The sequence below is a fragment of the Pseudomonas sp. D47 genome (genome assembly GCF_045447305.1).
Taxonomy (GTDB): domain Bacteria; phylum Pseudomonadota; class Gammaproteobacteria; order Pseudomonadales; family Pseudomonadaceae; genus Aquipseudomonas.
Map to the genome: position 1 here is coordinate 1 of NZ_JBJGXU010000002.1, position 14,990 is coordinate 14,990.

At 60.8% G+C, this 14,990-nt stretch carries 10 protein-coding genes and 2 pseudogenes; 9 read left to right on the forward strand and 3 right to left on the reverse strand.

The genetic code is table 11. The annotated features are described in order from the left end of the window. Nucleotides 1-83: 83 nt before the first annotated feature. From ACI77I_RS02920 to ACI77I_RS02960, 9 genes and pseudogenes are all read left to right on the forward strand, one after another. A complete protein-coding gene (locus tag ACI77I_RS02920; protein WP_406996936.1) occupies nucleotides 84-1,013 on the forward strand; it encodes an alpha/beta hydrolase in 930 nt (309 codons plus the stop codon). 104 nt (nucleotides 1,014-1,117) lie between these two features. Further along, nucleotides 1,118-2,089, forward strand: coding sequence for a prolyl aminopeptidase (gene pip / locus ACI77I_RS02925; RefSeq protein ID WP_056860643.1), 972 nt, complete (start codon nucleotides 1,118-1,120; stop codon nucleotides 2,087-2,089). Continuing rightward, entirely contained in the window at nucleotides 2,086-2,523 is a 438-nt protein-coding gene (gene dtd, locus ACI77I_RS02930; protein WP_242153969.1) for a D-aminoacyl-tRNA deacylase, read from the forward strand. The genes pip and dtd overlap by 4 nt, the downstream gene beginning before the upstream one ends. Nucleotides 2,524-2,788: 265 nt before the next feature. Next, nucleotides 2,789-4,564, forward strand: a complete 1,776-nt coding sequence (locus ACI77I_RS02935; RefSeq protein WP_406996937.1) for a glucan biosynthesis protein — start codon at nucleotides 2,789-2,791, stop codon at nucleotides 4,562-4,564. Then, nucleotides 4,557-7,129 (forward strand): annotated as a pseudogene (gene mdoH / locus ACI77I_RS02940) (glucans biosynthesis glucosyltransferase MdoH); the annotation flags it as partial. The gene ACI77I_RS02935 and the pseudogene mdoH, both read left to right, overlap by 8 nt. A 184-nt stretch (nucleotides 7,130-7,313) precedes the next feature. Further along, nucleotides 7,314-8,114 carry a transporter substrate-binding domain-containing protein gene (locus ACI77I_RS02945; protein WP_094949320.1) on the forward strand — a complete coding sequence of 267 codons (801 nt, stop codon included), beginning with the start codon at nucleotides 7,314-7,316 and terminating at the stop codon, nucleotides 8,112-8,114. Nucleotides 8,115-8,333: 219 nt separating this feature from the next. Further along, on the forward strand, nucleotides 8,334-9,131 hold the full coding sequence (locus tag ACI77I_RS02950) for a transporter substrate-binding domain-containing protein (RefSeq protein WP_094949319.1): 798 nt from the start codon (nucleotides 8,334-8,336) through the stop codon (nucleotides 9,129-9,131). Between the two features lie 79 nt (nucleotides 9,132-9,210). Continuing rightward, nucleotides 9,211-10,170, forward strand: coding sequence for an amino acid ABC transporter permease (locus ACI77I_RS02955; RefSeq protein ID WP_242153978.1), 960 nt, complete (start codon nucleotides 9,211-9,213; stop codon nucleotides 10,168-10,170). Next, complete coding sequence (locus ACI77I_RS02960) at nucleotides 10,163-10,897, forward strand: amino acid ABC transporter ATP-binding protein (protein ID WP_094949317.1); 735 nt, start codon at nucleotides 10,163-10,165, stop codon at nucleotides 10,895-10,897. The genes ACI77I_RS02955 and ACI77I_RS02960 overlap by 8 nt, the downstream gene beginning before the upstream one ends. A 78-nt stretch (nucleotides 10,898-10,975) precedes the next feature. On the opposite strand, the gene ACI77I_RS02965 is transcribed toward ACI77I_RS02960, so the two are convergent. The 3 genes and pseudogenes from ACI77I_RS02965 to ACI77I_RS02975 form a co-directional block, all read right to left on the reverse strand. Further along, nucleotides 10,976-12,883 (reverse strand): methyl-accepting chemotaxis protein, encoded by a 1,908-nt coding sequence (locus ACI77I_RS02965; protein WP_242153980.1) that lies wholly within the window; start codon nucleotides 12,881-12,883, stop codon nucleotides 10,976-10,978. Between the two features lie 170 nt (nucleotides 12,884-13,053). Next, nucleotides 13,054-13,926 (reverse strand): methyl-accepting chemotaxis protein, encoded by an 873-nt coding sequence (locus ACI77I_RS02970; RefSeq protein ID WP_406979632.1) that lies wholly within the window; start codon nucleotides 13,924-13,926, stop codon nucleotides 13,054-13,056. Further along, a pseudogene (locus tag ACI77I_RS02975) lies at nucleotides 13,912-14,970 on the reverse strand (methyl-accepting chemotaxis protein); the annotation flags it as partial. The pseudogene ACI77I_RS02975 and the gene ACI77I_RS02970, both read right to left, overlap by 15 nt. Nucleotides 14,971-14,990 lie beyond the last annotated feature (20 nt).

Consider the following 14,990-nt stretch of genomic DNA (forward strand, 5'->3'; position numbering starts at 1 on the left):
CCGCTCATCAGGCGACTGATACACCGCCTTCGCGAGCAAGCCCGCTCCCACAGGTTGATTTCCATTGATAGGGATATTTGCGCATGTACCCGATTTCTCCGCAGATGGCGGCCTTTGTTGCCAAGACTGAGTCCTTCACCAGTGACGATTCATCGCTGACCGGCTTGCGCCAGAACTACGATCGCATGTGCCAGGCGTTCACCCCGGCGCAGCCTGATGAGCAGCAAGTCTCGGACGCTACGCTTGGCGGGGTGAAGGTTCGCTGCTATCACCCCGCAACGACCCCTCCAGCGCAAGGCTGGCCATGCCTCCTTTATATACACGGCGGCGGCTGGGTGGTCGGCGGGCTGGATTCCCATGATTTCATCTGCTTCGAACTGGCCAGCGCGCTGCAGGTGCTGGTGATTGCCATCGACTACCGTCTGGCGCCGGAGCATCCGTTCCCGGCGGCGTACCAAGATTGCCGCGCGGTTTGGCAGGCGATCCAAGCGGGGCAGGGGCCGCACGCCATCAACCGGCAGCGCCTGGTGGTGATGGGTGACAGCGCGGGCGGCAATCTGGCGGCGGCGTTGTGCCTGGGCCTGCGCGACGACGGCCTGCCGCTGCCCTGCGCCCAGGTGCTGATTTATCCCGGGTTGGGCGGGCCGGCCGATTTGCCGTCGCGCCGTGACTGCATGGACGCGCCGCTGCTCAGTACCGCCGACACTGGCGACTACCTGGCGCTGTACCTGCAGGGGGCGGGCAAGCCGTCTGCCTATGCCATGCCACTGCTGGCCGAGGATTTCAGCGGCTTGCCCAAGGCGCTGATCGCCGTGGCCCAGTTCGACCCGCTGCGCGACGACGGCATGCTGTATGCCGAACGCCTGCAAGCGGCGGGCGTCGAGGCCGTGCTGTATCCCGGCAAAGGCTTGGTCCACGGCTGTTTGCGCGCGCGCGGCCAGGCGCCGGAGGTGGATCAGCTGTACGACTACCTGTTGTCTTACGTGAGGAGCGAGCGGCTGACACAGGTCTAAGTACTCAAGGACATGCTCATTGCACAATTCGGGTTTATGATGCCAGACGGCAAAAATAATAGACGTCCCCTCAGGGATGAACCCGACACCCTACGGAGCGCGCAATGCAGACTTGGTACCCGCAGATCAAACCCTACGCCAGGCACGATCTGGCCGTCGATGACACCCACACGCTGTACGTCGATGAAAGTGGCTCCCCCGAAGGTTTGCCCGTGGTCTTTATCCACGGTGGCCCCGGCTCCGGTTGCGACGCCCAGAGCCGCTGCTACTTTGATCCGAACCTGTACCGCATTGTCACCTTCGACCAGCGTGGCTGCGGGCGCTCTACGCCTCGCGCCAGCCTGGAAAACAACACCACCTGGGATCTGGTCGCTGACCTTGAGCGCATCCGCGAACACCTGGGCATCGACAAATGGGTGCTGTTTGGCGGTTCCTGGGGCTCGACCCTGTCCCTGTCTTACGCGCAAACCCACCCCGAGCGCGTGCATGGCCTGATCTTGCGCGGCATTTTCCTGGCTCGCCCGCAGGACATTCACTGGTTCTACCAGGAAGGCGCGAGCCGCATGTTTCCGGATTACTGGCAGGACTACCTCGCACCGATCCCGGCAGATGAGCGCCACGATATGGTCGCCGCTTACCACAAGCGCCTGACCGGCAATGACCAGATCGCCCAGATGCACGCGGCCAAGGCTTGGTCCGGCTGGGAAGGGCGCATGTTGGGCCTGTGCCCGAGCCCGCAGCATGTCGAGCGGTTTTCCGAACCGCAGCGCGCGCTGTCGATCGCCCGTATCGAGTGCCACTACTTCACCAACAACTCTTTCCTTGAGCCCAACCAACTGATTCGCGACATGCACAAGATCGCCCATCTGCCTGGCGTAATCATTCATGGTCGCTACGATATGATCTGCCCGTTGGACAACGCCTGGGAATTGCATCAGGCATGGCCCAACAGCGAGCTGCAGGTGATCCGTGAGGCAGGCCATGCCGCGTCCGAGCCCGGCATCACTGATGCGCTGGTGCGCGCGACCGGCGAGATGGCACGGCGCCTGCTTGATCTGCCGCCAGAAGAAGCATGAAGGGCCTGTTGCAACGGGTGCGTGGCGCTCGGGTCGAGGTGGAAGGCGAAGTTGTAGGGGCGATTGACCAAGGTTTGCTGGTGCTGGTGGCCGTCGAGCCTTCAGATACGCCCGAGAGCGCCGACAAACTGCTGCACAAGCTGCTTAACTATCGGGTGTTCAGCGACGACGAGGGCAAAATGAACTTGTCGTTGAAGGATATCGGCGGCGGTTTGCTGCTGGTGTCGCAGTTCACCCTGGCGGCGGATACCAAAAGCGGGTTGCGGCCGAGCTTCTCCACGGCGGCCCCTCCGGCCCTGGGAGCGGCACTTTTTGAACACTTGTTGTTACAAGCGCAACAAATGCATGGCAAGGTGGCGTCAGGGCGTTTTGGCGCGGATATGCAGGTGCATTTGGTCAATGATGGCCCTGTAACCTTCCTCTTACAGACGTGAATGTATTAAAAACGACTTTAATGCCTAAAAACGCAGGGTTTCGCTACAAATACTTCGTTGTCCCTGATGCGTTGTTTCGCGGGCTACTAGATAATCGCGCGCTACGGGGATCAGCGTTGTTTGGTCCATTTTGACTTAGGTAGAGACTTGTCCGACGGCCATTGGGGAATCATTTTGACCCAGGGGAGTCGGAACAATGCTCGCCAACCTGGCATATAGATAGCTGGCCGTTGGTTTTTTGATCTGTTTTCGGCGAGGGTTGCTCGTGATTGTTAGTCCCTGTAATGCACCAAAATTGTCTGCCAAACGGTTACGAAACGCACTGGTGACAGGCTCCGCCCTGTTTTGCCTGTTCGGCGCGGGTCAACTGTGGGCATTCAGTCTGGATGATGTGTCGGCCAAGGCAAAAGAGCTGGCCGGGCAGAAATACGAAGCTCCGCGCAGCAATCTGCCGAACGAATTTCGCGAAATGAAATTCGCCGACTATCAGAAGATTCGTTTCCGCAACGAAAAAGCTGAGTGGGCCGATCAAAACACCCCGTTCAAGCTGTCCTTCTATCACCAGGGCATGCACTTCGACACGCCGGTGAAAATCAACGAAGTGACCGCCGACAGCGTTCATGAAATCAAATACGACCCGACGCGTTTCGATTTCGGCGACGCGAAATATGATCCCAAGTCCACCGAACAACTGGGTTATGCCGGTTTCCGTGTGCTGTACCCGATCAACAAAGATGACAAGCAAGACGAAATCATGACCATGCTCGGCGCCAGCTACTTCCGCGTCGTCGGCAAAGGCCAGTCGTATGGCCTGTCTGCCCGTGGCATGGCGATCGACACTGCCTTGCCGTCCGGTGAAGAGTTCCCGCGTTTCACCGAGTTCTGGGTCGAGCGTCCAAAACCGGGTGAAAAGCAGCTGGTGATCTTCGCCCTGCTGGATTCGCCACGCGCAACCGGCGCCTATCGCCTGATCCTGCGCCCTGGCAGCGACACCATCGTCGAAGTCAAATCCCAAATGTTCCTGCGTGACAAGGTCACCAAGCTGGGCGTTGCCCCGTTGACCAGCATGTTCCTGTTCGGCGCGAACCAGCCGTCCAAAGTGCTTAACTACCGCCGTGAACTGCACGACTCCAGCGGTCTGTCGATCCATGCCGGCAACGGCGAGTGGATCTGGCGCCCACTGAACAACCCTAAACACCTGTCGGTCAGCAACTTCAGCGTAGAAAACCCGCGTGGTTTCGGCTTGCTGCAACGCGGCCGCGACTTCAGCCACTACGAAGACCTGGACGACAACTACGACAAGCGCCCAAGCGCCTGGATCGAGCCTGAAGGCGATTGGGGCAAGGGTTCCGTCGACCTGGTCGAGATTCCGACCGCCGATGAAACCAACGACAACATCGTTGCGTTCTGGAGCCCGGCCGAGCTGCCAAAAGTCGGCGAGCCGCTGGACATCAGCTACCGCCTGCACTGGACCATGGACGAGAAAGCCCTGCACCCGGCCGACAGCGCCTGGGTCAAGCAGACCCTGCGCTCCACCGGTGACGTGAAGCAATCCAACCTGATCCGTCAGCCTGACGGCAGCGTGGCCTACCTGGTCGACTTCGAGGGCCCGTCCCTCAAAGCCCTGCCGGCGGACGCCCCGGTGCGCAGCCAGGTGAGTGTTGGCGACAACGCCGAAATCGTTGAAAACAGCGTGCGCTACAACGAGCACACCAAAGGCTGGCGCCTGACCCTGCGCATGAAGATCAAAGACGCAGGCAAACCGACCGAAATGCGCGCGGCGCTGGTCCAGGATGTTCCGCAGCCTGAGCCAGAGAAGCCTTCGACCCAAGTACTCAAGGCCGACAAGCTTCTGGCCAAGCAACACGAGAAACAGGCCAAGAAAGAAGCAAAAGAAGCTAAAGACGCCAAAGAAGCCAAAGACAAGGAAGCCAAGCAGCCAGAAGCTGCCCCGGCCACGCCACTCTCTAATCCGGAGCCGAGCAAGACAGAACAAGTCCTGACCGAGACCTGGAGCTACCAGTTGCCTGCCGATGAGTAATTCTCAAGCCACGCCCGAGACGCTGTCCGAGTACCTGGCGCATCTCCCGATGACCGCAGAGCAGCGCGCCGAATTGGCGGGCTGCACCTCCTTCAGTGAGCTGCACGAACGCTTGTCGTCCAAGACCTTCGACGCACCGACCGATGCCGCCCAGGCCTCGGTCGGCCGTCGGCTGACCCTCAATACCGCCGAAGAGCTGCAAGACGCGGAGATGCTCGCGCTCGACGCCAGCGGCCGGGTTTGCTTGAAGGCCACGCCGCCGATTCGTCGGACCAAAGTCGTGCCTGAGCCTTGGCGCACCAACATCCTGGTGCGCGGTTGGCGCCGGATGACCGGTCGCACCAACCCACCCCTGCCGCCCAAAGACGATCGCGTATTGCCGGCCGCGCGCTGGCGTACCGTCGGTTCGATCCGTCGCTACATCCTGCTGATACTGATGCTCGGTCAGACCATCGTGGCCGGCTGGTACATGAAAGGCATCATGCCGTACCAGGGCTGGTCGCTGGTCGACTTCGACGAAGTGCGCAACCAGACCCTGCTGCAAACCGCGACCCAAGTACTGCCTTACGCCTTGCAAACCAGCATCCTGATCATGTTCGGGATCTTGTTCTGCTGGGTGTCGGCCGGTTTCTGGACTGCGCTGATGGGCTTCCTGGAACTGCTCACCGGTCACGATAAATACCGGATCTCCGGTAAAAGTGCCGGCGACGAGCCGATTCCGAAGGATGCCCGTACCGCGTTGGTGATGCCGATCTGCAACGAAGACGTGCCCCGGGTATTCGCCGGTTTGCGCGCCACCTTTGAATCGGTAGCCGCCACCGGCGACCTGGACCGCTTCGATTTCTTCGTGCTCAGCGACAGTAACGAAGCTGATATCTGCATCGCCGAACAGCAAGCCTGGCTCGACGTGTGCCGCGAAGCCGGCGGTTTCGGCAAGATTTTCTATCGCCGCCGTCGCCGTCGCGTTAAACGCAAAAGCGGCAACCTCGACGACTTCTGCCGTCGCTGGGGCGGTGACTACAAGTACATGGTGGTGCTCGACGCCGACAGCGTGATGAGCGGCGAATGCTTGACTAGCCTGGTGCGCTTGATGGAAGCCACGCCGGATGCCGGGATTATCCAGACCGCGCCACGGGCGTCGGGCATGGACACCCTGTATGCGCGCATGCAGCAGTTCGCCACTCGCGTGTACGGCCCGCTGTTTACCGCCGGCCTGCACTTCTGGCAGTTGGGTGAATCCCACTACTGGGGCCACAACGCGATCATCCGCATGAAGCCGTTTATCGAGCATTGCGCTTTGGCGCCGTTGCCGGGTAAAGGCGCCTTTGCCGGTGCGATCCTCTCCCACGACTTCGTTGAAGCAGCGCTGATGCGCCGTGCCGGCTGGGGCGTGTGGATTGCCTACGACCTGCCGGGCAGCTATGAAGAGTTGCCGCCGAACCTGCTGGATGAGCTCAAGCGTGACCGTCGCTGGTGCCACGGTAACCTGATGAACTTCCGCCTGTTCCTGGTTAAAGGCATGCACCCGGTGCACCGCGCGGTGTTCCTGACCGGCGTGATGTCCTACCTGTCGGCGCCGTTATGGTTCTTCTTCCTGGTGTTGTCCACCGCGTTGCTGGCGGTGAACACCCTGATGGAGCCGCAGTACTTCATGGCGCCACGCCAGCTGTACCCGCTGTGGCCGCAATGGCATCCGGACAAGGCGGTGGCGCTGTTCTCCACCACCATCGTGCTGCTGTTCCTGCCCAAGTTGCTGAGCATCATTCTGATCTGGGCCAAGGGCGCGAAAGAGTTCGGCGGCAAGTTCAAAGTGACCTTGTCGATGTTGCTGGAGATGCTGTTCTCGATGCTGCTGGCACCGGTGCGGATGATATTCCACACCCGCTTCGTGCTCGCCGCGTTCCTCGGCTGGGCTGCTACCTGGAACTCGCCGCAGCGTGACGACGACTCCACCCCGTGGGGTGAAGCGGTCAAACGCCACGGTCCACAAACCCTGCTGGGCTTCCTGTGGGCACTGCTGGTGGTGTGGTTGAACCCAAGCTTCCTGTGGTGGCTGATCCCGATCGTCGGTTCGCTGATGTTGTCGATCCCGGTGTCGGTGATTTCCAGCCGGGTCAAGCTGGGCCTCAAGTCCCGCGACGAGAGCCTGTTCCTGATTCCTGAGGAATACAATCCGCCGCAGGCGCTGCTGTCGACCGAGAAGTACACCCACGAAAACCGTTGGCACGCCCTGAATGACGGGTTTGTGCGTTCGGTGGTCGACCCGCAGCAGAACGCCTTGGCCTGTGCCCTGGCGACCTCGCGTCACCGTGAGGCGGAGCCGATCGAGCACTTGCGTCAGGAGCGTGTGCGCCATGCGTTGAAAGTCGGCCCTGCCGGCCTCAACAACGGCGAGCGCCTGGCGTTGCTCAGCGACCCGGTAGCCCTGGCTCGCCTGCACCAGCAGGTGTGGAGCGAAGGCCACGCCGAGTGGCTCGGCGCTTGGCGTGCATCGATCAAGGCTGATCCGCATGCGCCCTTGCTGCCGCTGAAACCGCTGCTGTCCCAGGCCCAAACGGCCTGATTCAGACACCCCCGAGGGCTCACCTCGGGGGTGTTCGAAGCGCTGGTCCTACAGCGTTTCACGATTCTTCTTTTTATCCCTAACGCCTTGTTATTTCGAAACAAAAGACCTTTGTTCGAGACGTATTGTCGTGCCTGCGGCTGGGTTAGCATCGCCCCCCAAATTGACTAGGCCTCAGGGGGATTCATGATCAAAAGGTATTGTTCGGCATGGCTGATCGGCGCTGTCGTCGTCCTCTATGCCGGCTGGGTAAGCGCGGGCGCCCTTGATGATGCCGTGCGACGTGGTGTGCTGAAAGTCGGCACCACGCCGGTCTATGTCCCCTTCGAAATGACCGACAAGCAGGGGCGCATCGTCGGCTTCGAGGTTGATTTACTGCAGGCGATGAGCCGCGCCCTGGGCGTCGAGCTTGAGCTGGTCGCCGTGCCCTATACCGACTTGGTGCCGGGGTTGATGGCGAAGAAGTTTGACCTGATTGGCAGCGGCATGACCGTCACGCAGGAGCGCAACCTGAAGCTCAATTTCAGCGACTCCTTTATCGTGGTCGGCCAGACCGTGCTGCTGCATCCAAGCCTGGCCGGCAAGATTGCCAGTATCGAAGACCTGGACGAGGCCGGCTACCGGATTGCCGCTACCGAGGGCACCACCGGGGAGTCTGCGGCACAGCGCTTTTTGGGAGCAGCTCGGTTGAGCAGCTTCGCCACCCCCGAGGAGGGCGTGCGACAGGTGCGTGAGGGCAAGGTCGATGCGTTTATTCATGATGCGCCCTACAACCTGATTGCCATGGCCAGGCCGGAAAACCATGCCCTGTTGGCACTGGAGCAGCCGTTTACCTTTGAACCCTTGGCGTTCGGCCTGAAAAAAGGGGATTACGACAGCCTCAACTGGATCAATCACTTCTTGAGTCAGGTGGCCCAGGATGGGACTTATGATCGCCTGCATGACAAGTGGTTCAAGGACACTGCCTGGCTGGTGGAAATCGAGTGATCGCCATAACTACTTACATATCAGTCAATTGGCGCGCCCGCGGCCTGACGTGTCTATCTTTGCGCTTGGCTGCACCGTTGTGGGGCGTATCCGACATACGCCGTTAACATTTACCCGCGAAACCTTTGTGACGGGCAACGAGTGGGTTAGGATCGCACCCCGAATGGGTGCAGCCTTTTTGTGCCCCGACCTTATAAGAATCGTTCAGGGGACTTGATGATGAAAAAGTATCTTTCGATGCTGATGCTTGGCGTCACCGCGCTGGTCGCGGCCACTGCCGCTCACGCGGGTGCCATCGACGATGCGGTCAAGCGCGGTACGCTGAAAGTCGGCATGGACCCGACCTACATGCCGTTCGAAATGACAGACAAACGCGGTGAAATCATCGGTTTTGAAGTCGACATCCTCAAGGCCATGGCCAAGTCCATGGGCGTCAAGCTGGAGCTGGTGTCCACCGGTTACGACGGCATCATCCCAGCCTTCCTGACCGGCAAGTTCGACATGATCGGCAGCGGCATGACCCTGACCCAGGAACGCAACCTGCGCCTGAACTTCAGCGAACCCTTCATCGTGGTTGGCCAGACCCTGCTGATTCGCAAGGACCTGGAAGGCACTATCAAATCCTACAAAGACCTCAACGACGAAAAATACCGCTTGACCTCCAAGCTGGGCACCACCGGTGAGATGGTCGCCAAAAAACTGATCTCCAAAGCCAAGTACCACGGCTATGACAACGAGCAAGAAGGCGTGCTGGACGTGGTCAACGGCAAGGCTGATGCCTTTGTGTATGACGCACCGTACAACGTCGTTGCCGAGAAAAAAGTCGGTAACGGCAAGCTGGTGTTCCTGGACGAACCCTTCACCTTCGAACCGTTGGCGTTCGGCCTGAAAAAAGGCGATTACGACAGCCTCAACTACATCAACAACTTCCTGCACCAGATCCGCAACGACGGCACCTACGATCGCATCCATGACAAGTGGTTCAAGAGCTCCGAGTGGCTCAAGGACATGGAATAAAGGCTGAGACCGAGTTGCCTGTATCGCGGGCTTGCTCGCGATGACGGCCCGCCAGGCGATACACCTCCCGGAACCTGAAATGAAACAGAAAAAAGCCCAATGGCCCTGGCACCTGCTAACCGTGGTCGTGCTGGTTGGCCTGGCGGGCGCGTTGTACTACGCCACCTCGCTGATGTCCTACGAGTGGCGCTGGAACCGCGTGCCGCAGTACTTCGCCTATCAGGCCGAAACGTCGCAGCGCGCCGCCGACATTTCCACCGTGGTCGAACTGGTGCGCAAGGGCGACGTAGCCGAAGTCACCCTGCGTAACGATGCCGGCGCTGAGCAAAAGCTCACCGTGGCCGACAACAGCCTGCAGGTTTCGCGCGGCGATGATGTCGCCGAAGGTGACGTGGTGGGCGTGACCCGGCATTGGGCCTTGGGCCCATTGATGTGGGGGCTGTGGACCACGCTGTGGTTATCGGTGGTCTCAGGCATCCTGGGCCTGGCCATCGGCTTGGCGACTGGCCTGTGCCGGCTGTCGAGTAACCCGACCTTGCGCGACCTGTCGACGATCTACGTCGAACTGGTGCGCGGTACGCCGCTATTGGTGCAGGTCTTCATTTTCTACTTCTTCATCGGCACGGTGCTCAACCTGTCCCGGGAATTTGCCGGGATCGCGGCGCTCTCGCTGTTCACCGGCGCTTATGTAGCGGAAATCGTCCGCGCCGGCGTGCAGTCGATCACCCGTGGGCAGAACGAAGCCGCGCGCTCGCTGGGCTTGAGTGCCAGCCAGTCGATGCGCCATGTGGTGTTGCCGCAAGCGTTCAAACGCGTGCTGCCGCCGCTGGCTGGGCAATTTATCAGCTTGGTGAAAGACACCTCGTTGGTGTCGGTGATCGCGATTACCGAGCTGCTTAAAAGCGGCCGCGAGGTGATCACCACCTCGTTCTCGCCGTTTGAAATCCTGTTCTGTGTGGCAGGCCTGTACCTGCTGATCAACCTGCCGCTGTCGAAAATGGCCAGCCGGCTTGAGCGGAGGCTCGCGCAAAGTGATTGAAGTTCGCGATCTGGTAAAAGTCTTCGACACCCGTGGCCACGTGGTGCGCGCGGTGGACCATGTCAGCACCCAGGTCGCCAAGGGCGAAGTGCTGGTTGTGATCGGCCCCTCGGGTTCAGGCAAGTCGACCTTCCTGCGCTGCCTTAATGGCCTGGAAGAATTCGATTCAGGCTCGGTCAGCATCGACGGCCTGCAACTGGCCGACCCGAAAACCGACGTCAACGCCTATCGCCGCGAAGTCGGCATGGTGTTCCAGCACTTCAACCTGTTCCCACACATGACCGTGCTGGAAAACCTGTGCCTGGCGCAAAAAGTCGTGCGCAAGCGTGGCAAGCAAGAGCGCGAGGCCAAGGCCCTGGCGCTGCTGGAAAAGGTTGGCATTGCGCAAAAAGCCAACGAGTTTCCGTCACGCTTGTCCGGTGGTCAGCAACAGCGCGTGGCGATCGCCCGCGCCTTGGCGATGGAGCCCAAGGTAATGCTGTTTGACGAGCCCACCTCGGCGCTGGACCCGGAAATGGTCGGCGAAGTGCTGGACGTGATGAAGACCCTGGCCCTTGAAGGCATGACCATGGTCTGCGTCACCCACGAGATGGGCTTTGCCCGCGAAGTGGCCGACCGGGTGTTGTTCTTCGACCATGGCAAGTTGCTGGAAGACGCGGCCCCGGCCGAGTTCTTCGATGCGCCCAAAGACCCGCGGGCCCAGGCTTTCCTGCGCCAAGTGTTGTAACCGCTGCAAAAAGATCGTTTTTTGTGGCGAGGAAGCTTGCTCTCGTTGGGCCGCGCAGCGGCCCCCAAAAAGGTATTTTCAGACCTTGAACTTGCCCACCCAGCGCTGCAAATCCGCGCCCAGGCGCGCCAGTTCGACACTGGCCGCCGCCGTCTCCTGACTCGCGGCCGAGGTCTGTTCCGACACGTCCTTGACCTTCAGCACGCTGCGATTGATCTCTTCGGCAACCGCCGTTTGCTCCTCGGCAGCGGCGGCAATCTGCGGGTTCATTTCCTGGATCACTGAGACCGTGCGGGTGATGTTGGCCAAGGCATCGCCCGCGCGGCGGGTCAGTTGCACGCTGTTGTCGGTCAGGCTACGGCTGTTGTCCATGCTGTCGGCGACCTGCTGTGTGCCCCGTTGCAGGCTGCCGATCAGCTCTTCTATTTCCTCGGCCGACTGCTGCGTGCGTTGCGCCAGGCTGCGTACCTCGTCGGCGACTACCGCAAAGCCTCGGCCGGCTTCACCGGCGCGGGCGGCTTCGATGGCGGCATTGAGGGCCAGTAAGTTGGTTTGCTCCGAGACCGACTTGATCACTTCCAACACGCTGCCAATCTTCTGGCTTTCCTGCCGCAACCCTTGCATGGCCTGGCTTGAGTGGGTCATCTCCTGGGCCAGGTGCTCGATGTGCGCAATCGCCTCGGCCACCACGTGGTCACCCGCGCTGGCCTGTTGATCGGCTTCGGTGGCGGCGTTCGAGGCTTGCTCGGCGTGGCGCGCGACTTCCTGGGAGGTGGCGAGCATTTCATTCATCGCCGTGGCCACCTGTTCGGTTTCCTGCCGCTGTTCGTCGATGCCGGCGCGGGATTGCTCGGTCACGCTGGATAATTGTTCGGAGGCGCTGGCGATCTGCCGCGCGCTGTCACCGATACCACCGATCAAACCGCGCAGGTTGACCGTCATTTGCCCGATGCTGCGCTGCAATTGCCCCAGTTCATCCCGGCGTGTGGTCTGGATATCGTGGCTCAAGTCACCCTCGGCCACTCGGTTCGCCACCACCAGAGCCCGGCGCAGGGGCGTGACGATCTGCCCGGCAATCAGCCAGGCGGCCAAGGCGCCCAGCAGCAGCGCGGCAGCGGTGACATTGATCAGTAAAGTGCGGGCCTGGTCGGCTTCTTTATCACGCTGCTCGGTCTGGTACTGGCTCAACAGGTCGCTTTGCTTGAGCAGCTCATCCAACCATTGTTCCAGTTGGTTCTGGGTGGTTTCGGTGGTGACTTGGGCGTCCTTGAGGCGGTTCAGTTGGGTGCGGTAGTCGCGCAGGGCGCCGGCCAGTGCAGTCGCGTCCACCGGCAGCTTGGCCACGGAGGCCTGTGCGCCGTCGAGGGCCTGGAGCGCGTCCGTGACGTTTTGTGTATAGGCCTCCAGCGAGGTGGCTGCCCAGGCTGCGCTTTGGGCACTGTCTTCGGCTTTTTCCATGGTCTGGCGCATGAGTTCTACGGTGTCCAGGGCCTTTTCGTCGTCTTGATTGGGCAAGTCACTGGACAGCTGGGCGAGGGTGTCGCTGGCTTGGGCGGCGCTTTTCTTGAGCCCCTCGCGCGCGTTTTCGCGTTGTTCGATCAGGTTGGCCAGGCCGCCCAGCGACGTCTTGAAGCTGGCGGTCAGACGCGTCGCGTCTTGCACTTGTTGCAAGCTGGCCGGATGGACCAAGCGGGTGGACATTTCCATCAGGTAGCGATCGATTTTTTCCATGTGCACGCCGACCTTGGTCAGGCTGGCCGGGTTATTCAGGGTGCGATACACAATGCGGTCAGCCCGCAGCTCTTCGCCGACCACCGCTAATTGCGAAAGAATGGTCAACGATTGCGAGCGAAACAATGAGGTGTTTAAGGCTTGCCAGCCCGTCAGGGCGATAGCCAAGCTGAGCGTCAAGACCAGGCCGAAGCCAAGGAAGAGTTTAAGGGTGACACTGGCGTTGCCGAGTGCGCGGGTCAGTGGACCAAACATGGTGAACCTCCTACGAGTAAAGGGAGCGTTTCGACAGTCCGGCTGACACGGTCAGGGGAGTTGAAACGCTACTTCTATTCGGCGGAAGGTGTGTAATCCTCGACCTGAAAAGCGTGTAGGAAATTTCACAACTTGTGAAGGCGACGGCCATGATGGCCGTCGCGAGGGGCTCAAACCTTGAAGCGGCCTACCAGGGTTTGCAGGTAAATACCCAGGCGCGCCAGTTCCGCGCTGGACGCTGCGGTCTCTTCACTGGCCGAAGAGGTCTGTTCAGACACATCACGCACATTCAGCACGCTGCGGTTGATCTCTTCGGCCACGGCGCTTTGTTGCTCGGCGGCGGTGGCAATCTGCGAGTTCATCGCCTGAATAGTCGAGACCGTGCGCGTGATGTTGCCCAGTGCGTTGCCGGCGCGGCGGGTCAGCTCGACGCTGCTGTCGGTGAGGCCACGGCTGTTGTCCATGATGGTCGCCACCTGCTGGGTGCCGCTTTGCAGGCCGACGATCAGCTCTTCGATCTCTTCGGTGGACTTCTGGGTGCGTTGGGCCAGGCTGCGCACCTCGTCGGCCACTACGGCAAAGCCACGTCCGGCTTCACCGGCCCGCGCCGCTTCAATCGCGGCGTTGAGTGCCAGCAGGTTGGTTTGCTGGGCCACCGACTTGATCACATCGAGCACGCTGCCGATCTTGTCGCTTTCGCGTTTCAGGTGGCCCATGGCCTCGGTAGAGTTGCCGACCTCGGTGGCCAGGCGCTCGATCTGGGCGATGGCCTCGCTGACCACCTTGTCACCTTCACGGGCCTGCTGGTCAGCCGCCACGGCCGCCTCAGAGGCTTCCTCGGCGTTGCGTGCCACTTCCTGCACGGTCGCAGCCATTTCGTTCATGGCGGTGGCCACTTGGTCGGTCTCGACCTTCTGGCTGTTGACCCCGGCGCTGGTTTGCTCAGTCACGGCGGACAGTTGCTCGGCGGCGCTGGCGATCTGGGTGACGCCGTCGCTGATACCGCCGATCAACTCACGCAGGCCGACGGTCATGCTTTGCATGGAGCGCTGCAATTGGCCCAGCTCGTCCTGGCGTGCGGAGTTGAGGTTGTGGCTCAGGTCGCCGGAGGCCACGCGCTCAGCGACTTTGAGGGTCTGGTTCAGCGGAATGACGATTTGGCGCGTAATGGCCCAAGCGGCGACGATGCCGAAGATCAACGCCAGCACGGTGGCCAGCAGCAGCAACTGTTTGGCGTGTGCCGCATCGGCATCGCGCACTGCGGTTTGCGAGGTGGTGAGTTTTTCGCTGTGGCCCAGCAGGATATCGCCTTGCCCAGTCATGATTTTCAGCGCAGCAGCGCTGGCGACCTGGGAGTCGCGGTACTGGCTGACAGCCGCGCGGTAGGCTTGCAACGACACGCCGGCCTCTTGCAGGTTGGCCTGGTACTGGGCCGGCAGTTGACCTTGGAGTTCGGTGATTTTCTTCAGGGCGTTGTCGATGGCATCCAGGGCCGGCTGTTCGGCTTCGGTCTTGCCGCTGTAGGTGTAACCGCGCACTTGGAAGCGCGATTGCTGGATCAGTTTGCTTAGGTCGACCACGCTGTTGAACAGGGTGACGCTGTCACCCTGCAGCAGGTTTTTTTCGACTTCGTTGATCTTGGCCACCGCGTTATCGGCGGTGTCGCCGAGCTTGCTGCGCGCGCCTTCACGCTTGAGACCAGCCTGGACCATGGCGGTGAAGGCCTTTTTGTATTGGTTCAGGGCATCCTGTTGTTGCTCGACCAGGGCCTTGTCGTCGGGTTGCTCGATCAGGGTTAGCGCGGTGTTCAACCCGTTGTCCAGCTGGGTGAGCAGGCCGTTGACCGCATCGGTGCCTTGTTCGCCGCGACGCATTTCAAAGTCCAGGCGCGCCAGGCGCAGGTCTTTGGTCAGCCCGTTGAGGCTGGAGATAAAGCCTAGCTTGTCACCCCGACTGATCACATCGCCCAGGCCAGTCCAGCCGGTGAAGGTGATCAACAACGTCAGGACCAACACCAAGCCAAAGCCAATGCTTAACTTGCGGTTGACGCTCACATTCCCCAGTTTTTCGGCTAACCAACGATACATACTGCGAACTCCCCTTGAAC

What these genes read in the sequence shown, in the direction of transcription:
- ACI77I_RS02920 (WP_406996936.1), top strand. Translation starts at nt 84, where the DNA reads ATGTACCCGATTTCTCCGCAGATGGCGGCCTTTGTTGCCAAGACTGAG.
- pip (WP_056860643.1), top strand. Translation starts at nt 1,118, where the DNA reads ATGCAGACTTGGTACCCGCAGATCAAACCCTACGCCAGGCACGATCTG.
- dtd (WP_242153969.1), top strand. Translation starts at nt 2,086, where the DNA reads ATGAAGGGCCTGTTGCAACGGGTGCGTGGCGCTCGGGTCGAGGTGGAA.
- ACI77I_RS02945 (WP_094949320.1), top strand. Translation starts at nt 7,314, where the DNA reads ATGATCAAAAGGTATTGTTCGGCATGGCTGATCGGCGCTGTCGTCGTC.
- ACI77I_RS02950 (WP_094949319.1), top strand. Translation starts at nt 8,334, where the DNA reads ATGAAAAAGTATCTTTCGATGCTGATGCTTGGCGTCACCGCGCTGGTC.
- ACI77I_RS02955 (WP_242153978.1), top strand. Translation starts at nt 9,211, where the DNA reads ATGAAACAGAAAAAAGCCCAATGGCCCTGGCACCTGCTAACCGTGGTC.
- ACI77I_RS02965 (WP_242153980.1), bottom strand. Translation starts at nt 12,883, where the DNA reads ATGTTTGGTCCACTGACCCGCGCACTCGGCAACGCCAGTGTCACCCTT.
- ACI77I_RS02970 (WP_406979632.1), bottom strand. Translation starts at nt 13,926, where the DNA reads ATGCAAAGCATGACCGTCGGCCTGCGTGAGTTGATCGGCGGTATCAGC.